The 24,234-nt window shown below is 68.0% G+C and carries 29 protein-coding genes; 14 read left to right on the top strand and 15 right to left on the bottom strand.

Annotated features, from left to right (window positions below):
* Window positions 1-67: 67 nt before the first annotated feature.
* Together SPI01S_RS06670 and SPI01S_RS06665 are read right to left on the bottom strand one after the other, a co-directional pair.
* Complete coding sequence (locus SPI01S_RS06670; protein WP_066720072.1) at window positions 68-445, bottom strand: histidine triad nucleotide-binding protein; 378 nt, start codon at window positions 443-445, stop codon at window positions 68-70.
* Between the two features lie 103 nt (window positions 446-548).
* On the bottom strand, window positions 549-866 hold the full coding sequence (locus tag SPI01S_RS06665) for a phosphoribosyl-ATP diphosphatase (RefSeq protein WP_066720069.1): 318 nt from the start codon (window positions 864-866) through the stop codon (window positions 549-551).
* A gap of 108 nt (window positions 867-974) precedes the next feature.
* Between SPI01S_RS06665 and SPI01S_RS06660 the strand changes: the two genes are divergently transcribed.
* The gene (locus SPI01S_RS06660; protein WP_066720236.1) at window positions 975-1,382 is read left to right on the top strand and encodes a YbaN family protein; all 408 of its coding nucleotides are present in this window, start codon (window positions 975-977) and stop codon (window positions 1,380-1,382) included.
* Window positions 1,383-1,442: 60 nt separating this feature from the next.
* The gene (locus SPI01S_RS06655) at window positions 1,443-1,760 is read left to right on the top strand and encodes a hypothetical protein (RefSeq protein WP_157084586.1); all 318 of its coding nucleotides are present in this window, start codon (window positions 1,443-1,445) and stop codon (window positions 1,758-1,760) included.
* A gap of 29 nt (window positions 1,761-1,789) precedes the next feature.
* On the opposite strand, the gene hisF is transcribed toward SPI01S_RS06655, so the two are convergent.
* From hisF to hisB, 5 genes are read right to left on the bottom strand one after another with little or no spacing between them, the layout of a single operon-like run.
* The gene (gene hisF, locus SPI01S_RS06650; protein WP_066720063.1) at window positions 1,790-2,551 is read right to left on the bottom strand and encodes an imidazole glycerol phosphate synthase subunit HisF; all 762 of its coding nucleotides are present in this window, start codon (window positions 2,549-2,551) and stop codon (window positions 1,790-1,792) included.
* On the bottom strand, window positions 2,548-3,276 hold the full coding sequence (hisA, locus tag SPI01S_RS06645) for a 1-(5-phosphoribosyl)-5-[(5-phosphoribosylamino)methylideneamino]imidazole-4-carboxamide isomerase (protein ID WP_066720061.1): 729 nt from the start codon (window positions 3,274-3,276) through the stop codon (window positions 2,548-2,550). Before hisA ends, hisF begins: the two co-directional genes overlap by 4 nt.
* Before the next feature lie 7 nt (window positions 3,277-3,283).
* Window positions 3,284-3,886, bottom strand: a complete 603-nt coding sequence (gene hisH / locus SPI01S_RS06640; RefSeq protein ID WP_066720058.1) for an imidazole glycerol phosphate synthase subunit HisH — start codon at window positions 3,884-3,886, stop codon at window positions 3,284-3,286.
* Window positions 3,883-4,167: a YciI family protein gene (locus SPI01S_RS06635; protein ID WP_066720056.1), complete on the bottom strand. Its 285-nt coding sequence runs from the start codon at window positions 4,165-4,167 to the stop codon at window positions 3,883-3,885. Before SPI01S_RS06635 ends, hisH begins: the two co-directional genes overlap by 4 nt.
* Window positions 4,167-4,754, bottom strand: coding sequence for an imidazoleglycerol-phosphate dehydratase HisB (gene hisB / locus SPI01S_RS06630; RefSeq protein WP_066720233.1), 588 nt, complete (start codon window positions 4,752-4,754; stop codon window positions 4,167-4,169). Before hisB ends, SPI01S_RS06635 begins: the two co-directional genes overlap by 1 nt.
* A 71-nt stretch (window positions 4,755-4,825) precedes the next feature.
* Between hisB and SPI01S_RS06625 the strand changes: the two genes are divergently transcribed.
* Window positions 4,826-5,320, top strand: a complete 495-nt coding sequence (locus SPI01S_RS06625; protein WP_066720053.1) for an SspB family protein — start codon at window positions 4,826-4,828, stop codon at window positions 5,318-5,320.
* 121 nt (window positions 5,321-5,441) lie between these two features.
* Here SPI01S_RS06625 and radC read toward each other — a convergent pair whose 3' ends face one another.
* Window positions 5,442-6,125, bottom strand: coding sequence for a RadC family protein (gene radC, locus SPI01S_RS06620; protein ID WP_066720045.1), 684 nt, complete (start codon window positions 6,123-6,125; stop codon window positions 5,442-5,444).
* Between the two features lie 287 nt (window positions 6,126-6,412).
* On the opposite strand from radC, the gene SPI01S_RS06615 reads away from it, so the two are divergent.
* From SPI01S_RS06615 to SPI01S_RS06570, 10 genes are all read left to right on the top strand, one after another.
* Window positions 6,413-6,706, top strand: coding sequence for an AtpZ/AtpI family protein (locus SPI01S_RS06615; RefSeq protein ID WP_373278307.1), 294 nt, complete (start codon window positions 6,413-6,415; stop codon window positions 6,704-6,706).
* A 20-nt stretch (window positions 6,707-6,726) separates the two neighbouring features.
* Complete coding sequence (locus SPI01S_RS06610) at window positions 6,727-7,485, top strand: F0F1 ATP synthase subunit A (protein ID WP_066720231.1); 759 nt, start codon at window positions 6,727-6,729, stop codon at window positions 7,483-7,485.
* A 67-nt stretch (window positions 7,486-7,552) separates the two neighbouring features.
* Window positions 7,553-7,765: a F0F1 ATP synthase subunit C gene (locus SPI01S_RS06605; protein ID WP_010544368.1), complete on the top strand. Its 213-nt coding sequence runs from the start codon at window positions 7,553-7,555 to the stop codon at window positions 7,763-7,765.
* A 21-nt stretch (window positions 7,766-7,786) separates the two neighbouring features.
* Window positions 7,787-8,281, top strand: a complete 495-nt coding sequence (locus SPI01S_RS06600; RefSeq protein ID WP_066720039.1) for a F0F1 ATP synthase subunit B family protein — start codon at window positions 7,787-7,789, stop codon at window positions 8,279-8,281.
* Window positions 8,274-8,825 (top strand): F0F1 ATP synthase subunit B family protein, encoded by a 552-nt coding sequence (locus SPI01S_RS06595; RefSeq protein ID WP_066720036.1) that lies wholly within the window; start codon window positions 8,274-8,276, stop codon window positions 8,823-8,825. Before SPI01S_RS06600 ends, SPI01S_RS06595 begins: the two co-directional genes overlap by 8 nt.
* A 36-nt stretch (window positions 8,826-8,861) precedes the next feature.
* Complete coding sequence (locus SPI01S_RS06590) at window positions 8,862-9,065, top strand: hypothetical protein (protein ID WP_066720034.1); 204 nt, start codon at window positions 8,862-8,864, stop codon at window positions 9,063-9,065.
* Between the two features lie 296 nt (window positions 9,066-9,361).
* Window positions 9,362-11,284 (top strand): excinuclease ABC subunit UvrC, encoded by a 1,923-nt coding sequence (gene uvrC, locus SPI01S_RS06585; protein ID WP_066720030.1) that lies wholly within the window; start codon window positions 9,362-9,364, stop codon window positions 11,282-11,284.
* Between the two features lie 104 nt (window positions 11,285-11,388).
* Window positions 11,389-14,187, top strand: coding sequence for a DUF3857 domain-containing protein (locus SPI01S_RS06580; protein ID WP_245653496.1), 2,799 nt, complete (start codon window positions 11,389-11,391; stop codon window positions 14,185-14,187).
* Window positions 14,188-14,272: 85 nt separating this feature from the next.
* Window positions 14,273-15,226: a polysaccharide deacetylase family protein gene (locus SPI01S_RS06575; protein ID WP_066720024.1), complete on the top strand. Its 954-nt coding sequence runs from the start codon at window positions 14,273-14,275 to the stop codon at window positions 15,224-15,226.
* On the top strand, window positions 15,223-16,107 hold the full coding sequence (locus SPI01S_RS06570; protein ID WP_084253296.1) for a GNAT family N-acetyltransferase: 885 nt from the start codon (window positions 15,223-15,225) through the stop codon (window positions 16,105-16,107). Before SPI01S_RS06575 ends, SPI01S_RS06570 begins: the two co-directional genes overlap by 4 nt.
* Before the next feature lie 9 nt (window positions 16,108-16,116).
* Here SPI01S_RS06570 and SPI01S_RS06565 read toward each other — a convergent pair whose 3' ends face one another.
* From SPI01S_RS06565 to dnaK, 5 genes are all read right to left on the bottom strand, one after another.
* On the bottom strand, window positions 16,117-16,494 hold the full coding sequence (locus SPI01S_RS06565) for a PRC-barrel domain-containing protein (RefSeq protein ID WP_066720018.1): 378 nt from the start codon (window positions 16,492-16,494) through the stop codon (window positions 16,117-16,119).
* A 91-nt stretch (window positions 16,495-16,585) separates the two neighbouring features.
* On the bottom strand, window positions 16,586-18,208 hold the full coding sequence (locus SPI01S_RS06560; RefSeq protein WP_066720016.1) for a tetratricopeptide repeat protein: 1,623 nt from the start codon (window positions 18,206-18,208) through the stop codon (window positions 16,586-16,588).
* An 86-nt stretch (window positions 18,209-18,294) separates the two neighbouring features.
* Window positions 18,295-18,963 carry a spermidine synthase gene (locus SPI01S_RS06555; RefSeq protein WP_066720014.1) on the bottom strand — a complete coding sequence of 223 codons (669 nt, stop codon included), beginning with the start codon at window positions 18,961-18,963 and terminating at the stop codon, window positions 18,295-18,297.
* A 151-nt stretch (window positions 18,964-19,114) separates the two neighbouring features.
* Entirely contained in the window at window positions 19,115-20,236 is a 1,122-nt protein-coding gene (gene dnaJ, locus SPI01S_RS06550) for a molecular chaperone DnaJ (RefSeq protein WP_066720013.1), read from the bottom strand.
* Between the two features lie 123 nt (window positions 20,237-20,359).
* Entirely contained in the window at window positions 20,360-22,270 is a 1,911-nt protein-coding gene (dnaK, locus tag SPI01S_RS06545; protein WP_066720010.1) for a molecular chaperone DnaK, read from the bottom strand.
* 177 nt (window positions 22,271-22,447) lie between these two features.
* Here dnaK and SPI01S_RS06540 point away from each other — a divergent pair, with 177 nt between their 5' ends.
* Complete coding sequence (locus tag SPI01S_RS06540; protein WP_066720007.1) at window positions 22,448-22,885, top strand: copper chaperone PCu(A)C; 438 nt, start codon at window positions 22,448-22,450, stop codon at window positions 22,883-22,885.
* Between the two features lie 83 nt (window positions 22,886-22,968).
* Here the strand turns inward: SPI01S_RS06540 and SPI01S_RS06535 are convergent, their stop codons facing one another.
* Window positions 22,969-23,709 carry a TorF family putative porin gene (locus SPI01S_RS06535; protein ID WP_066720004.1) on the bottom strand — a complete coding sequence of 247 codons (741 nt, stop codon included), beginning with the start codon at window positions 23,707-23,709 and terminating at the stop codon, window positions 22,969-22,971.
* On the bottom strand, window positions 23,709-24,134 hold the full coding sequence (locus SPI01S_RS06530; protein ID WP_066719995.1) for a hypothetical protein: 426 nt from the start codon (window positions 24,132-24,134) through the stop codon (window positions 23,709-23,711). The genes SPI01S_RS06535 and SPI01S_RS06530 overlap by 1 nt, the downstream gene beginning before the upstream one ends.
* Between the last annotated feature and the right edge of the window lie 100 nt (window positions 24,135-24,234).

The raw sequence follows: 24,234 nt of genomic DNA, 5'->3' as shown, positions 1-24,234 counted from the left end.
CCCCAAACTCGGGCCGCGCAATCCCTTACGGCGTCTCGGCACGAAACAATGTTGCGCTCCGGCGCAATTACCGGGCGAGCATCGGGCCGAGCGGTTGCCCGGCGAAGATATGGACGTGCAGGTGCGGCACCTCCTGCCCGGCATCCTGGCCCGTGTTTGCGAGCAGGCGGTAGCCCGGTTCGACGAATCCCGCGGCGCGCGCGACCTTGCCCACCGCGCGGACAAACCCGGCAATCTCGGCGTCGGAGGCGCTGGCGGAGAAATCGTCCCAGCTGACATAGGCGCCCTTGGGGATCACCAGGATATGGTGCGGCGCCTGGGGCGCGATGTCGTGAAAGGCGAGGGCGTGCTCGTCCTCATGGACCTTCTTCGCCGGGATCTCGCCGCGCAGGATCTTCGCGAAGATGTTCTGGTCGTCATAGGGCTTGGTGGCATCGATCGGCATTGGTGGCTCCTTCAATCCCCCCCATTAAGAGGATGGCTGTTGCATTTGGCGAACTACGATGACCCTGCCCGCAGGCCGGAAGAGTCGGAGGGGTGCAGGCCCCTCACGCCCCCCGCGCCGCCTTTTCAGCGATGCCCGACACGCCCTCGCGCCGCGCCAGCTCGGCGCGGACGTCGTCGAGGCTGAGGTCCATGTCAGCGAGCAGCACGAGCAGGTGGAACATGAGGTCCGCCGATTCCTTCACGACCTCTTCGCGATCGTCCTGAATCGCGGCGATCACGGCTTCGGTGGCTTCCTCGCCCAGCTTCTGCGCGATCTTGGCGCGGCCGCGGGCGGTGAGCTTGGCGACATAGCTGGTCGAAGGATCGCCCAAGCGGCGGTCGCGGATCGTCTGTTCGAGCGTGTCGAGAAGGTCTGCCATCGCTTCCGGCTGCGGGAGCCGTGCGGCGCTGTCAATCCTGAGGCGCCGGATTGCGGTGGTTCCCCTATGGTAGCTGCGAGCGATTCGCGGCAGCAGGGCAGGATGACGATGGTGCAGGAACGCGAATCGGAGACGGCGCCGGGCGGCTCGCGCCTGTCGCGTCCGCTTTGGCTGGTGCTCGGGCTCGTGTTCGTCGCGCTCGGCTTCATCGGCGCGCTGCTGCCGCTGATGCCGACGACGATCTTCCTGATCCTTGCCGCCGGCTGCTTCGCTCGCTCCTCGCCGCGGCTGGAGGCGTGGCTGCTCGGGCACAAGCGATTCGGTCCTACGCTGGTGGCATGGCGCGAACAGGGCGCGATCCCGCGCAGGGGCAAGGCGATGGCCTGCGCCGGCATGACGCTCGGCTACGGCCTGTTCGCCTGGGGCGCGCGGCCGGGGCCCTGGCTGGCGGTCGGGGTGGGGGCGGCGATGCTGGGGTGTGCGTGGTATGTGCTGAGCCGGCCGACGGCGGTTTGAGGCTTAAACCGAGCGCGCCTTTGCCTCGCTAGCATGCGGCGTTAATCTGTAGCGATGGAAATGGACGAACTACAAAGCCGCGTGGCAGCCATCCTCGCTTTCGAAGAACAGGAATCACCCGATTGGCCGGAGGTCGCGCGGCTCTCAAGTCAGCTTCAACGCGAACTGCCGATTGATGCTACGCCGGAGTCCGTCCATCACTACCTCGATGATGCGGACATTCGTGCGCGGGACGAGGCATATGCGATACGCCAAAGGAGGGATGTGCGTCGCTTCATTGAGTCAGGCGAATTAGACGACGACACACCGATTCCGTGGTGGGGCTGTGCACTTGTTCTTTTGCTCGGTGCAGGGCTCGTTAAGTGGCTGGTAGGCTAAGGGTCGGCGGGTTCGGACGAGTGCCGCTGTTACCCCCGAACCGGAATCCCAGCCGCCGCCAGCGCGGCATGTGCCTCGGCGATCGTCGCCTGGCCGAAGTGGAAGATCGACGCGGCCAGCACTGCCGAGGCATGGCCGTCGCGGATGCCGGCCACCAGATCGTCGAGCCCGCCGACGCCGCCCGAGGCGACCACCGGCACCGTCACCTGGTCGGCGATGGTGCGGATCAGGGCGAGGTCATAGCCGTCGCGGGTGCCGTCGCGGTCCATCGAGGTGACGAGCAACTCGCCCGCGCCCAGTTCGGCGAGGCGCAGCGCGTGCTCGACCGCGTCGATGCCGGTGGCGCGGCGGCCGCCATGGGTGAACACCTCCCAGCGCCCTTCCGCCGTGCGGCGCGCGTCGACCGAGGCGACGACGCACTGGCTGCCCATGCGGTCCGCGATCTCGGCGACCACTTCCGGGCGCGACACCGCGGCGCTGTTCACAGCGACCTTGTCCGCACCCGCCAGCAGCAGCGCGCGGGCATCCTCGACGCTGCGCACGCCGCCGCCGACGGTGAGCGGCATGAAGCACACCTCGGCGGTGCGGCGCACCACGTCGAGGATCGTGCCGCGCGCTTCGTGGCTGGCGGTGATGTCGAGGAAGCAGAGTTCGTCGGCGCCGGCCGCGTCATAGGCGCGGGCCTGTTCGACAGGATCGCCGGCGTCACGCAGCTCGACGAAGTTCACGCCCTTCACCACGCGGCCGTTCGCCACGTCGAGGCAGGGAATGACGCGGGCGCGGACGGTCATCGCCCGGCCTCGATCGCCTCGGCGAGGTCGAGCCGGCCGTCATAGAGCGCGCGGCCCGAGATCACGCCTTCGATGCCGTCCGCGACATGGCCGCGCAGGGCGTGGATGTCGTGGATGTCGGTGACGCCGCCGCTGGCGATCACCGGGATCGACACCGCGCGGGCGAGCGCCACGGTCGCCTCGACGTTGCACCCCTTGAGCAGGCCGTCGCGGCCGACATCGGTGAAGAGGAGGGCGGCGACGCCGGCATCCTCGAAGCGGCGGGCGAGATCGACGACGCTGACGTCCGACACATCGGCCCAGCCATGCGTCGCGACCATGCCGTCGCGGGCGTCGACCGCCACCACGATCTGGCCGGGATGCGCGCGGGCGGCGTCGCGGACGAGGCCGGGGTTCTCCAGCGCGGCGGTGCCGATCACGACGCGGGTGACGCCCATGTCCAGCCAGCGCGAAATCGAGTCGCGATTCCGGATGCCGCCGCCGAGCTGCACCTTGGCCGGCGTCTTCGCCAGGATGTTGGCGACGGCGAGTCCGTTGACCGATTCGCCCGCGAACGCGCCGTCGAGGTCGACGACGTGCAGCCATTCGGCGCCCGCCTGGGCGAAAAGCTCGGCCTGGGCGGCGGGATCGTCGCCGTACACGGTGGCGCGGGCCATGTCGCCTTCGGCCAGGCGAACGACCTGGCCGGCCTTGAGATCGATGGCGGGGAAGATGTGCAGGGTCATGGGGATCTCAGGGCTTCCAGGCGAGGAATCGTTCGAGCAGCGCGATGCCGTAGCGCTGGCTCTTTTCGGGGTGGAACTGCAGGCCGACGATGTTGTCGCGGCCGATCGCGGCGGTCACCGGGCCGCCATGGTCGGTGGTGGCCAGCACCGCGTCGCCGTCAAAGGCGAAGCTGTGGAGGAAATAGGCCTCGCCGCGCTCGATCAGCGGGTGATCGACCACGGGCACCACGTCGTTCCAGCCCATGTGCGGCACGCGCAGCTCGGGGCCGGCGGGCAGGTGGCGGACGGTGCCGGGGATCCAGCCGAGCCCGGCATGGCTGCCAAGCTCTTCGCCGGTGGTCGCGAGCAGCTGCATGCCGACGCACACGCCGAGGAACGGGACGGCGTCGCGCAGCACGCGGGTTTCCAGCGCCTCGATCATGCCGGGCAGGGCGCGCAGGCCCGAAGCACAGGCACCGAACGCGCCGACGCCGGGCAGCACCACGCGATCGGCGCCGAGCACCACCGCCGGATCGGCGGTCACCGCGATATCGCCAGCCCCCGCCGCCTTCAGCGCATTGTGCACCGAGTGGAGGTTGCCCGCGCCGTAATCGATCAGCGCGACGGTCACTGGCCGAGCGACTCCAGCCCCGGCGCGAGGATGCTCGGGGCGACTTCGATGAAGGCGTAGTCGGCGGCGCCGGCGGTGGCGAAGGGATCGGTGGCGGCCCAGGCCTGCACCTCGTCCAGCGACCCGCGCGCCATGAAGAACCCGCCGGTCACCGGCACCTTGCGGCCAGCCACCAGCAGGCGGCCATCGGCGACGCCCTGTTTGAGCCAGTCGACATGCGCGGGGCGCAGCGCGTCGATTTCGGCGAGGTCCACCTTGTAGGTGAGAAGGACGAGAATCATCACAGCACTCCCTTGGTCGACGGGATCACCCCCGCCTTGCGCGGATCGATCTCCACCGCCTCGCGCAGCGCGCGGGCCAGGCCCTTGAACGCGGCTTCGGCGATATGGTGGTTGTTGCTGCCGTACAGCGTCTCGACGTGGAGCGTCAGGCCGGCGGTCTGAGCGAAGCTGTGGAACCAGTGCTCGAACATCTCGGTGTCCATCTCGCCGAGCTTCTTCTGGCTGAACTCGGTCTTCCACACGAGATAGGGGCGGCCCGAAATGTCGATCGCGACGCGGGTCAGCGTCTCGTCCATCGGCGACAGCGCATCGGCATAGCGACGGATGCCCTTCTTGTCGCCCAGCGCCTTCGCAATGGCTTCGCCGATCGCGAGCCCAGTATCCTCCACCGTGTGGTGCTGGTCGATATGGAGGTCGCCCACCGTTTTCACGTCCAGGTCGATCAGCCCGTGGCGGCTGAGCTGTTCGAGCATGTGATCGAAAAATCCGATGCCCGTGCTGATGTTGTAGGCGCCGGTGCCGTCGAGGTTGACGGTGACGTCGATCGAGGTTTCGCTGGTCTTGCGGCTGATGGTCGCGGTGCGCATGAAGGTGCACATAACGCTAGCGGCGTCGCATGCAATCTTGACCGTAATTTTCCATCCGCTACCCAAGGGGCATGAATGCCACCGTGCCCGATAGTTTGATTCCGTATGACGAGATCGTGCAGGAAGCCCTGCGCGCCGTAGTGGGCCGCGTGCTCGGCTCGGTGGCGCAGTCGGGCGGCCTGCCGGGCGCGCATCATTTCTACATCACCTTCAAGACGCAGGCGCCCGGGGTCGATATCCCGCAGCGGCTGATGGAGCGGTTCCCGGACGAGATGACCATCGTCCTCCAGCACCGCTACTGGGACCTGACGGTGGACGACCGCAAATTCTCGGTCGGGCTCAGCTTCAACCAGATCCCGTCGATCCTGACGATCCCGTTCGCGGCGATCACCGGCTTCCACGATCCGGCGGTCAATTTCGAGCTGCGCTTCCAGGCGGCAGACGGTCCCGAAGGGCCCGAGCCGCACGAGCATGACGACGCCGAGAATGACGGCGATGGTCCGGTGGCCAAGCCCGCGGAGGACGGCTCGAACGTCGTCTCGGTGGATTTCAAGCGGAAGAAGTAGAAGCGCGGAGGCCTGCAGCGTTGCCTCCCGCCAGGTTTGGCGAAGGTGACGCACAGGTCGGATGCCAGAACCTCTCCCTCGCCGTGCTTCCTCTCCCTTTGACCCGCTGACGCGGGCTCCCCTAAATCAGCCCCTTGGCGCGCAGGCTCGCATGGCCTTCGCTGCCGATAATGATGTGGTCGTGCACCAGGATGCCGAGCGGCTTGCCTGCTTCGATGGTCTTGCGTGTCACTTCGATGTCGGCGCGGCTCGGGCTCGGGTCTCCCGAGGGATGGTTGTGCACCAGGATGAGCGCGGCCGACCCGAGATGCAGCGCGCGGGCGATCACCTGGCGCACGTACAGCGGCGCCTCGTCGATCGATCCTTCGTTCATCAGCTCGTCGCGGATCAACATGTTGCGACCGTTCAGATGGAGCACGCGGACGCGCTCGATCGCGTGCGGCGCCATGTCGGCGCGTAGATAGTCCAGCAGCGCCTGCCAGTTGGCGAGCACCGGCTTCTCCCGCACGCGCGTCTGCAGCAGCCGCAGCGCCGCGGCATGCACTACCTTCAGGGCGGCGATCTGGGTGTCCTTCATGCCCTCGATCCGCTGGATCGCATCGGGATCTGCCGCGAGCAGCCCGGGCAGTCCGTCGAATTCCTTCAGCAGCGTCTTGGCGAGGGGCTTGGTATCTTTTCGCGGGATGGTCAGTGCGAGCAGATATTCGACAAGTTCATGGTCGAGCAGCGCGTCCGGCCCGCCCTCGAACAGGCGCTGGCGCAGGCGAGCACGGTGGCCGCTGTTGTCGGGGGCGTCGACGGACATGGCAGCGACTATGCAGGCGCGCGCCACGACCTGCAATCCGGCGGCACCGGCAGCGCCCGAACGGGCAGGGAAACCGGTCGTCTGTTGCACCGCAACGGACGCAAATGGCGGATTTCTGCGGATGCGAACTTCGCGGCACTTGATGAAACGGCAATGAAGCGCGGGGTGCTGCAACGGTTGACTCGGTCGATTGGTCTTCCTAAAGCGCCATCACGTCGCGGCCACCGGCTTGCGATGCTGTATGTCGCCCGCCCGATGCGCGGCGGCTTTTTCATATCTGGATCGCCGTGCTCGCTTTGTCTGACGACCCTATCCGTACTGACCTCGACCGTCGCATCGCCGATGCGAAGGCAGCGGTGCGCGATGGCCAGACGCCGGTGCGCAAGCCCGAAAAGGGCTATAAGCAGGGCTCGCGGGTGCTCGCCGAACTGATCGGCGCACCGCTGGGCGGCGGGGTGATCGGCTTCGCGCTGGATCGCTGGCTGGAAACGAGCCCCTGGGCGCTCTTGATCCTGCTGGTGCTCAGCGTGATCGTGGCGTTTCGCAACATCTACAAGATTTCGAAGGAGCGCGCAGAGTGAGCGCCGGCAAAATCGATCCGATGGAGCAGTTCAAGGTCGAGCCCGTACTGGGCCGCCATATTGACCTGTTCGGCTATGACATCTCCTTCACCAACTCGGCGCTGTTCATGGTGGTGGTCGCCGCGCTGCTGTTCATCTTCATGGTGGGCGGCCTGCAGCGCAAGCTGATCCCGGGCAAGTGGCAGCTGATGGTGGAAGGCGCGGTCGGGTTCATCGACTCGATGGTGAGCGTGAACATCGGCAAGGGCGGCAAGAAGTTCGCGCCGTACATCTTCTCGCTGTTCTTCTTCATCCTGTTCGCGAACCTGGTCGGCGTGCTGCCGCTTGCGGTGCTGCCGGGACTGCACACCTTCGCGGTGACCAGCCACATCACCGTCACCGCGGTGCTCGCCTTCTTCTCGTTCGGCATCGTCCTCGCGGTCGGCCTGATCAAGCACGGCTTCAAGTTCTTCTCGCTGTTCGTGCCGCACGGCGCGCCGGTGTGGCTGATGCCGGTGATCGTGCCCGTCGAGCTGATCTCGTTCCTGGTGCGTCCGTTCTCGCTGGGCCTGCGACTGTTCGTCGCGATGACCGCGGGGCACATCCTGCTCGAAGTGTTCGGCAGCTTCGTCGTCCAGGGCCTGAGCAGCGGCACGCCGCTGGGTGGCCTGGTCGGCGTGCTGAGCTTCGGCATGATCGTCGGCGTCAGCGCGCTCGAGCTGCTGGTCTGCGCGATCCAGGCCTATGTGTTCGCGCTGCTGACCTCGCTGTATCTCCACGACGCGGTGCACCTGCACTAAGTCGACCCGTTTTCGCTTTGAATTTTTAAGATTATCTAGGGAGCTAGAAATGACTGATCTGGGTGCAATGTACATCGGTGCCGGCCTGGCTGCGATCGGTATCGGCCTCGCCGCGCTCGGCGTGGGCAACGTGTTCGGTTCGTTCCTCGAAGGCGCGCTGCGCAACCCGGGTGCGGCAGACGGCCAGCAGGGTCGCCTGTTCATCGGTTTCGCCGCGTCGGAACTGCTGGGCCTGATCGCGTTCGTCGTCGCGATCCTGATCCTCTTCGTCGTCAAGTAAGCAGAACGGAGGCCTCGGCCGATGCCCCAGTTAGATCAGATCCCGGAGATCTACGCCTCGCAGGTCTTCTGGCTCGCGATCGTATTTGCCCTGATCTACTTCGGGATCGGCAAGGCGATGGTCCCGAAGATCGAGCGGACGATGGAAGATCGCTCCGCCCGCATCGCCGGGGACATCGCTGCGGCCGAAGCCGCGCGCGACGCTGCACGCGGGGCCGACGAGGCCTATCAGGCGGGGCTGGAAGCCGCCCGTGCCGAGGCGCTGCGGGTGACCGCCGGCGCCAAGGCGCAGGCGGCAACCGCCGCCGAAGCCAAGCTCAAGGCCGCCACGGCGGCCGATGAGGCGCGGCTGGCTGATGCGACCCGCACCATCGCCGAGCGCGAGCGTGCGGCGATCGGCGAGATCGAGGCGGCAACCGTCGAGGCCGTCGAGGCGATCGTCGCCCGCGTGTCGGGCGTCGCGGTCGACCGCGCCAGCGTCGAACAGAAGGTGAAGGCGGCGCTTGCCCATGGCTGAACATACTGAATCGATGACCGCCGCGACCGGCACCACCGAGCTCCACCATGAGCCGGCCGTGCTTGGCATCACCGCCCCGGGTTTCGTGGCGCTGTCGATGCTCGCGGTGGTGCTGATCATCCTGGTCAAGAAGGTGCCGAGCATGATCGGCGCCATGCTCGACAAGCAGATTTCCAAGATCCGCACCCAGCTCGACGAAGCGTCGAAGCTGCGCGCGGAGGCCGAGGCGATGCTCGCCGAGGCGAAGGCCCGTACCGCGTCGAGCGACGCCGATGCCAAGGCCGTCCTCGCCAATGCGGAGGCGGAAGCCAAGGCGATGCAGGCGAAGGCCGAAGTCGATGCGGCCGAGCTGATCGCCCGCCGCACCCGCATGGCGGAGGACAAGATCGCCGCCGCCGAGCGCAGCGCGATCCAGGCGATTCGCAACAAGGCCGCCGATGCCGCCACGACTGCCGCCGCCGCGGTGATCGCGGAAAAGCACGGCGCCGAGGCCGACAAGGCACTGGTCGACAAGGCCATTGCCGGGCTGGGCCGGCTCAACTGAGCTGGCCTGCCACGCTGCCCGTGCTAAGGGCGTGCGATGGCTGAACCTAAATCCTATCGCTGGCTGAGCGCCGGTGCCCTGGTGGCACTGGCGCTCGCTGCGTTTGTGGCCGTGGTGGCGGTGCGCCACGCGGCGAGCGATCATGCGCGCGCGAGCGACGTGAAGGTCCGGGCGGACGAGACGATGCGCCGGATCGAGGCGCAGGTGGACCAGCTGGAGAACGAGGCGGGCGAGAAGTAGGGCGCACTTCGCATCTCCTCTCTGCCTGCGGAAGGGCAATTGCTTAAGGCGCTATTGCTCCGTCATCCCGACGAAAGCCGGGATCCATTCGCGCTGAAGTCGCGGTTCTTTCCCCCGGGCGCACAGGGCAATGGATCCCGGCTTTCGCCGGGATGACGACTATTCTCCGGCGGGGCGCTCTCCCGGACTTCAGATGTGCTTTGCTCTGGCTCGGTGAGAAAACGCATTCCCTCGGTACGCCACGATGCCCCTCGGATGGGTGGCATCCCGCGCCTCGCACGCCTACATCGGCGGCAATGAACGACCCGAATTCCCCCGACCGATTCAACGAGGAAAAGGCTACCTTCGCGGTCCGCGGCGCAGAGACGCCCGACCTGGAAGCAGGCGTGGCCGCGATCCGCAACGTCCTGCAGACGCTGCCGATCCGGCCCGGTGTCTACCGCATGCAGGATGCCCGCGGCGACGTGCTGTACGTCGGCAAGGCGCGCGCGCTGAAGAACCGGGTGACCAACTACACCCACGTCAACCGCCTCTCGAAGCGGCTGCAGCGCATGGTCGCGCAGACCCGGTCGATGACGATCGTCACGACCAACAACGAGGCCGAGGCGCTGCTGCTCGAGGCGCAGCTGATCAAGCGCTACCGGCCGCCCTACAATGTGCTGCTGCGCGACGACAAATCGTTCCCGTTCATCCTGCTGCGCCAGGACCACGACTTTGCCCGCGTCCAGCTCCACCGCGGCGCGCGGCGCGCCAAGGGCGATTATTTCGGGCCGTTCGCCGGTGCGGGGCAGGTGCGCAAGACGCTCAACGCGTTGCAGAAGCTGTTCCTGCTGCGCAGCTGCACCGACGGCTTCTTCGCCGGCCGCGACCGGCCGTGCCTGCTCTACCAGATCCGTCGCTGCTCGGCGCCGTGCGTCGGCCGCATCGACCAGGCCGGCTATGCCGAGCTGGTCGACGATGCGCGCGACTTCCTGCAGGGCAAGTCGACCAAGGTGCAGGCCAAGCTGGGCGAGCAGATGCAGGCCGCGGCGGAGAATCTCGATTTCGAGCTGGCGGCGATCCTGCGCGATCGGCTGAAGGCGCTCACCTTCATCCAGGGCAGCCAGGCGATCAACGCCGAGGGCGTCGGCGATGCCGACATCTTCGCGCAGGCGAGCAAGTCGGGCGTGATCGGAATCGAGGCGTTCTTCATCCGCGGCGGCCAGAATTGGGGCCATCGCAGCTTCTTCCCCAGCCACACCCAGGACGTGCCCGAGGACGAGGTGCTCGCCGCCTTCCTGATGCAGTTCTACGAAGAGGTGCCCCCCGCCCGGAACGTGTTCGTCGACCGCGAGCTGCCCGAGGCCGAACTGCTGGCGGAGGCGATGGGCGAGCGCGCCGGGCACAAGGTAGCGCTGTCGGTGCCCCAGCGCGGCACGCGGCGGCGGCTGCTCGACCAGGCCAAGCGCAACGCCGAGGAAGCGCTCGACCGCCGCCTCGCCGAAAGCACGACGCAGGCCAAGCTGCTCCGCGAGATGGCCGATCTGTTCGACCTGCCCGAGCCGCCGAACCGCATCGAGGTCTACGACAACAGCCACATCCAGGGCACCAACGCGGTGGGCGCGATGATCGTCGCCGGGCCCGAAGGCTTCCGCAAGAGCCAGTATCGCAAGTTCAACATCAAGCGCCCCGAGACGATCGCCGGCGACGATTACGGGATGATGCGCGAGGTGCTCAGCCGCCGCTTCGCCCGCGCGCAGGACGAGGATCCCGATCGCAGCCAGGGCGACTGGCCTGATCTGGTGCTGCTCGACGGCGGCAAGGGGCAGCTGAACGTCGCCAAGACGGTGCTCGAGGAGATGGGCATCGAGGATGTCTGCATGGTCGGCGTCGCCAAGGGGCCGCATCATGGCCGGGACGGCCGCGAAGTGTTCCACCTGATGGACGGCAGCGAGCGGATGCTGCCGGTCAACGCGCCCTTGCTCTTCTACCTCCAGCGGCTGCGCGACGAGGTCCACCGCTTCGTCATCGGCGCGCACCGCGACAAGCGCGCCAAGGCGATCGGCGCGAGCCCGCTGGACGAGGTGCCCGGCATCGGCCCGGCGCGAAAAAAGGCGCTGCTGATGCACTTCGGCACCGGGCGCGCGGTGCGGAATGCCAGCCTGGAGGATCTGAAGAAGGCGCCGGGCGTCTCCGCAGGCGTGGCGCAGCAGGTCTACGACTTTTACCACAGCCGCTAGCCGCTGCGTTTCGTCGTTCGTAAAGGGCACTTGAGCGCGGCGCAGCATCCGCTACGCTCCACCTCCATTTGAGGGGGAGTTGTATGCGCGGGCGTAGAGTTTTGGTGGCCGTATTGTTGTCCACGGCCGGGGTGGCGCATGCCGGCGACAAGCCGCTCTATCAGGCGGCGCCCGCCTGGGTGCTTTCCGCGCCGGCGGTGGATGTCGTCAAGCTCGACGATTCCGCGCCGGTGCTGCAGGTATTCGACCAGCAGCAGCGGCTGGAGGACGGGCAGGTCGCGATCTACATGGAAAGCGCGATCCGCATCGCCTCGCCGCAGATGCTCACCCAGAGCGGTACGCTGCCGCTGCAATGGGATCCGGCCAAGGGCGACCTGATCATCCACAAGCTCCAGATCCTGCGTGCCGGCGGGAATGTGGACCTGCTCGCCAAGGGCACGCGGTTCAACGTGATCCAGCGCGAGCAGAAGCTCGAGCAGTTCGCGCTCGACGGCGCGCTGACCGCCACCGTCGCGCTGGAAGGGCTGCGCGTCGGCGACGTGATCGATGTCGCGTTCACGATCACCCGCAAGGATCCCGTCCTCGGCAAGGAGATGATGAGCATCGTCCCGATGGTGCCGGCGCCGGCGAAGCTCGGTTTCGGCCGCGCGCGGCTGCTGTGGAAGGACGGGGTGCCGGTGGCGTGGCGGGACTATTCCGGCGGCGTGTTCGGCTCGGCCGATCGCCGGGGCGCCGAACCCAAGCTGATTGCCGGCGGCTATCGCGAACTCACCCTGTCGCTGCCGACGGCCAAGCCCGCCGAGCTGCCCGACGATGCGCCGGCGCGGTACAAGCCGCTGCCGATGCTGGAGGTGAGCACCTATGCCGACTGGGCGACGCTGTCGCGCACCATGGCGCCCTTTTACAGCAGCGAAGGCGCGATCGCGCCGGGCAGTCCGCTTGCCGGCGAGGTTGCCCGCATCGCCGCCGCCAGCAAGGACCCGCGCACCCGCGCCGCGATGGCGCTGCGGCTTGTCCAGGACCAGGTCCGCTACCTGTTCCGCGGCATGGACAACGGCAATTACCGCCCCCAGGCGCCGGCGGAGACCTGGACGCTGCGCTATGGCGACTGCAAGGCCAAGACCTTGCTGCTGGTATCGCTGCTCCGCGCGCTCGATATCGAGGCCGAGCCGGCGCTGGTGAGCAGCGGGCTGGGCGACCTGGTCGAATCGCGGCTGCCTTCGCCGGGCGCGTTCGACCATGTGATCGTCCGCGCCACGATCGACGGCAAGGCGCTCTGGCTGGATGGTACCCAGGGCGGCTCGCGCGTCGAGGACCTGGACGACGTGCCGCCGTTCCGGACGGCGCTGCCGATCCGTGCGGGCGGTGCCGGACTGGAGGCAATGCCGATGCGGCCGCCGGCGCGTCCGGCGCAGCAGGTTTCGGTGACGCTGGATGCGACCGCCGGCATCGAATTCCCGCAGCTGTTCGCGATCCGCATCGTCTATAGCGGCGCGATGGCGGAGGCGCTGCGCGGCGCCCGCTCGCAGATCGACAAGGACAAGCTCGCCGAATTCCTCGAGCCGCAGATATCGGCGGTGCTGGGCAATCACAGCGCCTATGACCAGAAGATGGAGGACGATTCCACCGGCGGCACCGTGACGGTGACCGCGAGCGGCATCGCTTATCAGGACTGGAACTATGATCGCGGGCGCTTCCGCCTGCTGCTCGATACGACCGCGGCGGGGCTGGGCTTCGCGCCGAATCGCGCCCGCACCGCGTGGAAGACGATCCCGGCGGTGAGCGGGGCGCCTTCCGATGTGTGGGTGGAGCGGCGATGGAAGCTTGCCGAGGGCGGCAAGGGCTTCACGCTCGAAGGGCAGCAGACGCTTCCCGCCACGCTTGCCGGCATGCAGCTCTCCCGCAAGGTGGCGCTGGCGGAGGGCTGGCTCTCGCTGCAGGATCGGACGACGACGGGCCTGCAGGAAGTGGCGCCCGCCCAGATTCCGGCGGCACGCGCCGACGTGGCGCGGGTGAAGGCCAATCCGCTGCGGCTGGTCGCGCCGGCGGACCATCCGGCGCGCTGGGCGGTGATCGGCACCGCGCGCGCGGACGGGCGGCTGAAGCCGATCCTGGATGCCTATGCCAAGGCGATTGCCGCGAAGCCGGACGATCCCGACAGCTATACCAACCGGGCCTGGTTCCACGAGACGATCTATGATCGCGAGGCGGCGATCGCGGACCTGAGCAAGGCCATCGAACTGGCCCCGACCGCGGACATGTATCTCCGCCGCGCCGATGCCGAATATGCGCTGCGCCGCGACGACAAGGCGCTGGCGGACGTGCAGGCCGCGCTTGAGCTGGAGCCCGATTCGGGTGGCGCGACCAGCACGCTGGCGGTGTTCAAGCGCGACCGGGGGCAGATGGACGAAGCGCGCGCGCTGATCGAGGCGCGGATCGAGCAGGGCGGCGAGAAGAAGCTCGGCTGGCAGATCGATCTGGCCAATCTGCTGGGGGATGGCGGGCAGGTCGACGATGCCGTCGCCATGCTCGACGAGGCGATCGCCGCAGCGCCGGGCAACGCCGCCTTGCTCAACAGCCGCTGCTGGATCCGCGCGACGCACAATGTGGCGATCGAGCAGGCGCTGAAGGACTGCACCAGCGGCGTGGAGCTGAGCAGCAGTTCGGCCGCGGTCCTCGACAGCCGCGCCATGGTCTATTTCCGCATGGGCAAGCTGGATGCGGCGCGCACCGATCTCGACGCGGCGCTGCTGGCGAGCCCCGAACAGTCGGCCAGCCTCTACATGCGGGGGGTGATCGGCAAGCGGACCAAGGCCAAGGATGCCGACGCCTATCTCGCCGCCGCCCGGATGATCGAGCCGCGCATCGACGAACGCTTCGCGCGCTTCGGGATCAAGCCCTGATCGCTTTGCCATTTCTTCACTCCGGCTGGGCTAGGCCGGTGCGCGACTGACCCCTGTCTCCGGGGCGATGGCGAGACGTACCTGCATGCCCACCACCGTGTTCCTGACGATCGATACCGAGCTGATGTGGCGCCACCACGTCGCCGGTCTCGATCTGGCGGAGGTCGCCGCGCGGTCGTTCGAGCCGGCGGGCGTGGGCGTCAGCTGGCAGCTGGAGCGGCTCGCGGCGTTCGACCTGAAGGCCTGCTTCTTCGTCGATCCGATGCCCGCGCTGGTCCACGGGCTCGGCCCGATCGAAGCGGTGGTGCGGGCGATCCGTACGGCGGGGCAGGAGGTGCAGCTGCACCTCCACCCCAACTGGACCGGGGCGAGCGCCGCCGATCGGGCACGCATGCCGTCGCGCTTCGACCTGGTGGATTACAGCGCGGAGGAGCAGCGCGCGCTGATCCGCCAAGCCCGCGCGCTGCTGATCGAGGCGGGGGCCCCGCCGCCGATCGCCTTTCGGGGCGGCAGCTATGCGGCGAACGATGCGACGCTCGCATCGCTCGCGGCGGAAGGCTTTGCCTATGATTCCAGCCACAACGGCTCCGAACATCCCTGGCCGAGCGCGATCGGCCTGCCGCCGCGCCGAATCTCTCCGGTGCGCCACCAGGGCGTGATCGAAGTTCCGGTGACGCTGATCGATACCGGCACGGCGCTGCGCCATTTCCAGATTTGTGCGCTGTCCGTGCGGGAGATGCGGGCGGCGCTGGACCATGCAGTGGCGCAAGGCCACGCGGCGCTGACGATCATCAGCCATGGCTTCGAGCTTGCCAACCGCGCCGGCACGCGGCCCAACGCGGTGCATGTCCGCCGCTTCGAGGCGCTATGCCGGATGCTGGCCGAACGCCGCGACGTGCTGCCGACCGCACATTTCGCGGATCGGCCGCCGCTGGCGCTGGACCGGGACGATGCGCCGCTGGGCCCCAACGCGTTGCGAACCCGGCTGCGACAGGCCGAGCAGCTATGGTCGAACCTGATCGAGGAACGCGCCGGATGAGCGCGGCGCAATGGGTGCCGCTGCGATTCATGGTCGGCGCGCGGACCATGGCCTCGGTACGACGCCGCCTGGTACGGGTGCCGCTGACGCTCGCCGAGGCGCGGCAGGGGGCCTGCCCCGTGCTGCCGACGCTGCCGCGGGAGGCGCAAGGCTATCTGGTCACCTCGCTGCCGGAGGCGCAGTGCGCGGACCTGCGCAGCGGCGGGATGCTGGTGCTGATGCGGCAGCGCTACACGCGCTTCCATGTCGACCTGTCGCTGGATTTCGATGCGTGGTTCGCCGGGCTCTCCGCAAGCACCCGGCAGGGGCTGAGGCGCAAGGCGCGGCGGATCGGCGCCGTGGTGCGGCGGTTCCGGACGCCCGGGGACATGGCCGTTTTCCATCCGCTTGCCCGGGCGCTGTCGGCACGGACCTATCAGGAACGCCTGCTCGGCGCCGGCCTGCCGGACGACCTGGCCTGGCTGCAGCGGCTGGCAGCGGCGGATGCGGTGCGTGCCTGGCTGTTGATGCTGGACGAGCAGCCTGTCGCCTATCTCTGCTGTCCGGTGGAGGGGGATACCGTGCTCTACGCCCATGTCGGGCATGACCCGGAGGTCGCCGCGTGCTCCCCAGGCGCGGTGCTGCAGTTGGAGGCGCTACGCGACCTGTTCGCCGAGCGGCGCTTCGCCTGGTTCGACTTCACCGAGGGGGAGGGCCAGCACAAGCGGCAGATGGCGAGTGGCGGGATCGCCTGTGTCGACCTGATGCTGCTGCGGCCGACATTCGCCAATCACGCGCTGATCGCCGCGCTGGCCGGGTTCGACGGCGCGGTGGCCCTGGGCAAGGGTGTCGTGACCACTCTGGGGGCAGAGCGGCTCGCACGGTGGCTGCGCCGCGGCTGAGCGCGGCCTTCAGTCCAGCGGTACGCGGTCCACCCGGGCGGCGGAGAGGCCGTAATAGTTCGAGACGCGGTCGGCATAGGCTTGGGTGAATTCGGGCGCGTTGCTTGCCCAGCTGGGCCCGCCCTCCAGCACGCGGCGATCGATCGTGACGATGTAATCGTCGCCGCCCGCGTCGTAGGAAATCAGCTCGAAGGGCAGGGGATAGTAGCTCTTGCCCATGCCGAGGAAGCCGCCGAGGCTCAGCACCGCGTAGAGCGTGCGGCCGCTGCCCTTCTCGACCATAAGCGCCTGTACCTGCCCCAGCGAATCGCCGTCGCGGCTGCGCACCTTCAGCCCGTCGACGCGCGCGGTGACGAGCAGGCTGGTGGTTTCGGGCGTATCGGACATGGTCGAACTTCCTTCTGGGCACATGCTTGCGTCGGAGGAATGCTCGAAACCGGCCTATCGTTCCGCAAACGGGATGACCGAAGGGGAATGCTCAGTGCCGCTCGAGCGCGCGTAGCGCCGCCGCGCGCTCGGCCGGGCTCATCCGGCGCTCCAGCGCGGCGACCGCGTTCGGGGCGGCCTGGTGGCGGAGCGTCGCGGCCCGCTTGAGCCATACCCAGGCCTGCACCACGTCCTTGTCGCCGCCCTGGCCCTGGATCTGCATCGCGGCGAGATCGACCATCCCGTCGGCGTCGCCGCGCGTTGCCCCCTGCTCGAACCAGCGGCGCGCGGCGGCGGGATCCTTGGCGACTTGCCTGCCCTCATAGAAATAGGTGCCGAGCGCGGTCATCGCACCCGCACTCCCGGCGAGCGCCGCGCGCTTGTAATAGCCCAGCGCCTGTTCGGGATCCGCCTTCACCCCTTCACCCAGATCGAAGGCGCGGGCGAGGGCGTAGAGTGCCTCCAGATGCTCGTGCTTCGCGGCGGCCCGGTACCAGGCGATGGCCTGCGGCCGGTCCTGCTTCACGCCGTCGTCGCCGCTCTCCAGCATCTGTGCGAGCGCGACCTGCGCCGAGGGCAGGTCCAGCTTGGCCGCCTGGCGGTAATAGGATGACGCCCTGGCGGGGTCGCGGGGGGTGTCGATGCCGTCGCGGTAGAGGTCTCCCAGCATCTTGGCGGCGGGCACATGACCCGTCTCCAGCGCGCGGGCGAACCATTTGCGCGATGCCTCCGGGTTCTTGGCGATGCCCTTGTAGCCGCCGCGATAGACGTTGCCGAGGATCACCGACGCTTCGCCCGAGGCGGTGTTGAGTTCGGGCACGTCCGGGTTGAACATCGGCGTGTCGGTGATGGCGTTGAAGCGGGCTGTCGCCGCCTTTTCCAGCCAGCGCACGCCTTCGGCAGGATCGGACTGTTCGCCCAGGCCCATCAGGTAGAGCTTGCCGATGTACAGCGCCGCCTCGTCCCCGCCGGCGCCCAGCGGCAGCTTGCCGGCGGCGCGCTTGAACCAGGGCAGCGATTCCGCGAAGCGACGCTGGTCGAACAGCAGGATGGCGATGGGTAGCGTGTCGTCATGCGCGATGCGCGAGGCCCGGGTGTCGGTCTTGCCCGTCGGGCCGCCGAACTCGATCGGGATGCCAGCCGGGCGGCTGGTCACCTCCGGGCTGCCGGCATTGGGCTGATAGCGGGCGCGGCAGGCAGCGGCGACCTCGTCCGCCGAGGCGGTCGCGGCGGCGGGGGTACCGCTCGCGGCCGTGCCGTCATCGCCCCCGGCGCCGGCGACATCGGACGTGGTGCTGGCGGTATCGATCACGCCGGAAAAGAGAAGGAGCGTGCCGAAGCGGCTCTTGGGCGCCTTGGGAAGCGGCGAGCCCGGCGGGGCCAGCGGCGGCGCGCTATAGTCCGGGTTTCGCGGCAGACGGGTCGGCAGGTACACCGCTGGCCCCAGCACGCCCTTGTCGGCGGCGACGCCGCTCAGCGCCGCGAAATAGGGATTGCGCGCCAGCGCCTCGCACGTTGCCGAGCGCTGGGCTTCGGCGGCGGGCATCCGCTGGCCGCGGATGATCAGTTCGTCGGACTGCTTCTGCGCCTCGGTCTGGGCAAGCGCCGGCGCACCAAGAAAAATGCCGGTCCCCGCAAGCAACAGCGCGGCCAGGCCGCCCAACTTCCCATCCATCCCCATGATCTTGCCTCGTGTTGCGCAAGGTGCGCGGTGGGCCTTCGGGGAAATAGGTCAGAAGTCGGTCGGCTTGTCCAGCCGCTTCAGCGGCGTCTGCCGAACCAGATCACGTGGCGCGGGCCCTTGCCGTTCTGGCGTGCACGAACTGCAACTTCCTCGACCAGGAAGCCGCTGTCGCGCATCCGGCGGGCAAAGGCGGGATCGGAGGCGGCCGACCAGACGGCGAGGATGCCGCCCGGACGGAGCGCCTGGCGCGCGGAATCGAGTCCGCGCATCGAATAGAGGCTGTCGTTGCCGGCGCGGGTCAGCCCGTCCGGGCCATTGTCGACGTCGAGCAGGATCGCATCATAGGCGTTCTGGCCATCGGCGATCACCCGGCCGACATCGTCGAAGCGCACGGTCACGCGCGGATCGTCGAGGCAGCCATTGGTGAGCGCCGCCATCGGCCCGCGCGCCCAGTCGACGATCTTCGGGACCAGCTCGGCCACCGTCACCTTGGCGTTGCCGCCGAGCACGCCCAGCGCGGCACGGAGCGTGAAGCCCATGCCATAGCCGCCGATCAGCACCCGCGCCTCGCGCTTGCCGAGCCGTTCGAGCGTCATCACCGCGAGCGCTTCTTCCGAACCGCTCATCCGGCTGTTCATCAGCTCGTTGCGTTCGAGCACGATCATGTGATCGTCGCCGCGGCGGAACAGCCGCAGCGGTTCGCCGCCGGGGACGTCGGCGGTGTCGAGCAGTTCGCGGGGGGTCATGCTGCCAGCCCCCGGCTGTCATCCCCACGTTCGTCATTCCGGCGAAAGCCGGAATCCATTGGGGTCGCCGTCACGGAACTTGCTGCGGCGGAGTGGCGAATGGATCCCGGCTTTCGCCGGGATGACAATGGATAGGTGCGGGAAACCAACCTCAACCCAGCGCCGCCTTCAGCTTGGCGAAGAAACCGCTCGACTGCGGGCATTCCTCGCCCGTTTCGGTCTTGCGGAACTCCTCGAGCAGCTCGCGCTGCCTGGCCGAGAGCTTGGTCGGCGTCTCCACTTCCAGCCGCACGACCAGGTCGCCGCGACCACGGCCCTGCAGCACCGGCATGCCGGCGCCGCGATGGCGCATCTCGCGGCCGGACTGGGTGCCGGCATGGATCTTGATCACATGCTCCTCGCCGTCGAGCCCCGGGATGCGGATCTCGCCGCCGAGCGAGGCGGTGGTGAAGCTGATCGGCGCGGTGGCGTACAGCGTCGTGCCCTGCCGCTCGTAGAGCGAATGGCGGGTGACGTGGAGGAAGATGTAGAGATCGCCCGCCGGGGCCCCGCGCGCGCCGGCCTCGCCTTCGCCGGTCAGGCGGATGCGGGTGCCCTCGTCGACGCCGGGCGGAATCTCGATCTTGAGCGTCTTGGTCTTGTCGGTCCGGCCTTCGCCGCGGCAGGTGCGGCACGGCTCCGCGATCACCTCGCCAGCGCCGTGGCAGGCGGGGCAGGTGCGCTCGACCATGAAGAAGCCCTGCTGTGCGCGCACCTTGCCGTGGCCGGCGCAAGTGGTGCAGGTCTTGGCCTTGGTGCCGGGCGTGGCGCCCGAGCCCTGGCAGCTGTCGCACGGGCCCGAGACGTCGATGGTGATCTCGGTCGAATGGCCGTGGAACGCCTGTTCGAGCGAGATTTCCATGTCGTAGCGCAGATCGGCGCCGCGCCGCTGGGGCCGACCGCCGCCGCCGCGCCCGCCGCCCATGAATTCGCCGAACACGCTTTCGAAAATGTCGCTGAACGCGCCGAAATCGCCCTGGCCGCCATGATGGCCGCCGCCGCCGTTCTGGAACGCGGCATGGCCGAAGCGGTCGTACGCCGCGCGCTTCTGCGGATCCTTCAGGCAGTCATAGGCTTCGCTGATCGCCTTGAACTTCGCCTCGGAATCCTTGCACCCGGCATTCTTGTCCGGGTGATATTTCATCGCGAGCTTGCGGTAGGACGATTTGATCGTCGCGTCGTCCGCCGTGCGCTCGACCTGGAGCAGTTCGTAATAATCGACTTCGGTGGTCATCCAGCAAGCCCTCTCCCCATCAGGGGAAAGGGAGAGAGACTCCGTCGATGCATTGTCGCATCGACCGGGCCCGCTCCCCCTCTCCCCGGCCCTCTCCCCGACGGGGAGAGGGAGGGGCATCCGTTACGCCTTGTTGTCGTCCACTTCCGAGAACTCGGCGTCGACCACTTCCTCGCCAGCGGCTTCGCCGCCGGCCGCAGCACCCGCGTTCGGCGAGGCGCTTTCGGCAGCCTGCTTCTCGTAGATCGCCTGGCCGAGCTTCATCGCCACCTGGGCGAGGTTCTGGGCCTTGGCGGTCATCGCATCGGCGTCGCCGCTCTCGATCGCCGACTTGGTCTCGGCGATCGCCGCCTCGATCTCGCCCTTCAGCGCGGCATCGACCTTGTCGCCGTTTTCGGCGAGCTGGCGCTCCGTGGTGTGGACGAGGCTTTCGGCGTTGTTCTTGGCTTCGGCCGCGGCACGACGCTTCTTGTCGTCCTCGGCGAACTTCTCGGCATCGCGCACCATCTGCTCGATGTCGCCGTCCGAAAGGCCGCCCGAGGCCTGGATGCGGATCTGCTGTTCCTTGCCGGTGCCCTTGTCCTTGGCGGACACGTTGACGATGCCGTTCGCGTCGATGTCGAAGGTGACCTCGATCTGCGGCACGCCGCGCGGCGCCGGCGGAATGCCGACCAGGTCGAACTGGCCGAGCATCTTGTTGTCGGCCGCCATCTCGCGCTCGCCCTGGAAGACGCGGATCGTCACCGCCTGCTGATTGTCATCGGCAGTCGAATAGACCTGGCTCTTCTTGGTCGGGATCGTGGTGTTGCGGTCGATCATGCGGGTGAACACGCCGCCCAGCGTCTCGATGCCCAGCGACAGCGGGGTCACGTCGAGCAGCAGCACGTCCTTCACGTCGCCCTGGAGCACGCCGGCCTGGATCGCCGCGCCGATGGCGACGACTTCGTCCGGGTTCACGCCGGTGTGCGGCTCCTTGCCGAAGAAGTCCTTCACGATCTGGCGGACCTTGGGCATGCGGGTCATGCCGCCGACGAGCACGACTTCGTCGATCGCATCGGCCTTGACGCCCGCATCGGCCAGCGCCTTGCGGCACGGCTCGAGGGTGCGCTTGATCAGGTCATCGACCAGACGCTCGAGATCGGCGCGGGTGATGTTCTTCACCAGGTGCTTCGGGCCGTTCTGGTCGGCGGTGATGAAGGGCAGGTTGACCTCGGTCGTCTGCGCCGAGCTGAGCTCGATCTTCGCCTTCTCGGCCGCTTCCTTCAGACGCTGGAGCGCCAGCTTGTCCTTGGTGAGGTCGATGCCCTCGGCCTTCTTGAACTCGTCGGCCAGATACTGGACGATCGTCGAGTCGAAGTCCTCGCCGCCGAGGAAGGTGTCGCCGTTGGTCGCCTTCACTTCGAACACGCCGTCGCCGATTTCCAGCACGGAGATGTCGAAGGTGCCGCCGCCAAGGTCATAGACCGCGATGGTCTTGTTGTTGTCCTTGTCGAGGCCATAGGCGAGCGCCGCGGCCGTCGGCTCGTTGATGATGCGCAGCACTTCAAGGCCCGCGATCTTGCCGGCGTCCTTGGTCGCCTGGCGCTGCGCGTCGTTGAAATAGGCCGGAACGGTGATCACCGCCTGCGTCACGCTCTCGCCGAGATACGACTCGGCGGTTTCCTTCATCTTCTGCAGGATGAAGGCCGAGATCTGCGACGGGCTGTATTCCTCGCCGCCGGCCGCAACCCATGCGTCGCCGTTCGGACCGCGCGCGATCGTGTAGGGCACCAGCTCGGTGTCCTTCTTGGTCACGGGATCGTCGAAACGACGGCCGATCAGGCGCTTCACCGCAAAGATGGTGCTGTCCGGATTGGTCACTGCCTGGCGCTTCGCCGGCTGACCGATCAGGCGCTCGCCATCCTTGGCGAAGGCGACGATCGACGGCGTGGTGCGCGCGCCTTCCACATTCTCGATGACCTTGGGCTTGCCGCCTTCCATCACGGCGACGCAGCTGTTGGTCGTGCCCAGGTCGATACCGATAACTTTAGCCATGGTCCTCGTTGGCCCCCACAATCGAAACAAAAGGGTTCATAAGCGTTATCTGGATTCCGGCCCCAGAAGAGGCGGCCGCCGTCCAGATGTCCGAGGGGGGATATAGGTGCGTCGCGCCTTGCCGCAAGACGCCCGGGTTTCTACAAGATTTCCCAAATCAAAGAGGGAGGATGCCGAATGCGCACTCTGGCGGGGCTTGTGACGGTTCTGGTGCTGGGGGCCTGTTCGCCCCAGGCGGACGGCGTGAAGGTGGATGGAGCCTGGATCCGCCTGCCGGCGGTAGCCGGCCAGCCGGGGGCCGCGTACTTCACGCTGCACGGCGGCCGCGAGGCGGAAACGCTGGTCGGCGTCTCCACGCGGGCCGCGGACCGGGCCGAACTGCACGACAGCGCCAAGGACGGCAGCGGCATGACCAAGATGACGCAGATCGCGAGCCTGGACCTTCCGGTAGGGTCCCAGGTGAAGTTCGTGCCCGGCGGCAAGCACGTCATGCTGCTCGGGCTGGTGCCGAACGTCCATGCCGGCGAGAAGGTGCCGCTGACCCTGCGATTCGCCAGCGGGCACGAGGTGACCGCGGTTGCCGATGTGGCGGTGCCGGGGGCGGAGCAGCGCTAGGTTTCTTCCGGACCGCGACCTTCTCTCAAGTCCCCGCCCGCTTTTCGGGAGGGGACTTGAGCACGGGGAAGACTAGGACGGCTTCAGAACGAAAGCCGTGCCCGTCCGAGCACGCGATCGCCGCTGTGACGGAGGTCTGCATAGGGTGACGACACCGCGCGGTTGGTATCGATGTCGGTGCCGACATAGTCGACGCCGAGCGTCAGCGGGCCGGTGACGTGCTCCACGCCGATCCGCCAGTCGGTATAGTCGCCCGTCGGGCGCAGGCGGGCGGCGCGGATGTCGTCGGTGCTGCCGGTGGTGCGGCCGATCGCGCCCGACACGGTGAACGGCGTCGACGGGATGCCGACCGAGGCGCCGGCATGCAGGTAGAGATTGTCCCCGCCGATCGGTCCCTGGTCCGGCGCATAGACCGCGCCGCCGTTCAGCCGCAGCGGCCCGAGCGAAAAGGCGCCGTCCGCGCCGAGCTCGACATAGTCCATCGCCCGCGCCGCGCCGGTGAAGACATGGCCGGTGACGAAGCCGCGCAGCTTGAATGCACCCAGGTCGAATCCGCGGCCTGCCTCCAGGTCGAACACCGCGTCTGCACCCGCATGACGGCTCGATTCGCGCACCATCGCCACCCGCGCCGAGGCATCGAAGCCGAGGATGCCTGCCGAGACGTCACCCGATGCGCTGAGCTGGTTCTCGCTCCAGCTGAGGCCGCGGCGGCTCTCGTCGGTGGAAAGTTCGACGCCGCCCGAAACCTTGGGCAGCACCTGGGCCTGGGCGGCGATCGGGAAGGCGAGCGCCGCCAGGGCGAAAACGGTAATCGGGATACGCATCAGGTATTTACACGTCCTATCTGGTCGAGTTCGGCGCGCAGCGTCTCGGCATCCTGCCGGGCCAGCGCTTCCACCGCGCCTCGCATGTCCTTGGTCGCGCTGGCAACATCCCTGGCGATGGCGGCGCGGTTGGCGGTGCACCAGCCGGGACGGCTGCCGGTGGCGACGCTTTCCTGGCGCAGCCCGCGCTGGAGGGTGCCGGCGGCGTGGCGGGCCCGGCGATCGACCACCAGATCAGCCTGCCAGCGGCAGCGCAGCGTCGAGGCGCGGCCGCCCGGGCCGGCGACGCCGAGCTGCTGGTGGCGAACGTCGACGCGCATGCGATAGTCGGCATGGACCGGGCCGGCTTCGTGATCGATGCGCACGCTGTGCGCGATTTCGGAAGTGGGGGCGGCGAGCAGCAGCCCCAGAATCAACGGGATCATGGCTCTTCTCCTGCGGTTGCCCCGGCTGTTGTCGCCGGTGACAGGCTTTCTTTGCCTCCCGCCTTCCGCCGATGGCAAGTTACCAAGTGTTTCCCGCAAC

The sequence above is a fragment of the Sphingomonas pituitosa NBRC 102491 genome (assembly GCF_001598435.1).
Lineage (GTDB): Bacteria > Pseudomonadota > Alphaproteobacteria > Sphingomonadales > Sphingomonadaceae > Sphingomonas > Sphingomonas pituitosa.
This window is presented reverse-complemented; position numbering and strand designations above follow the sequence as displayed.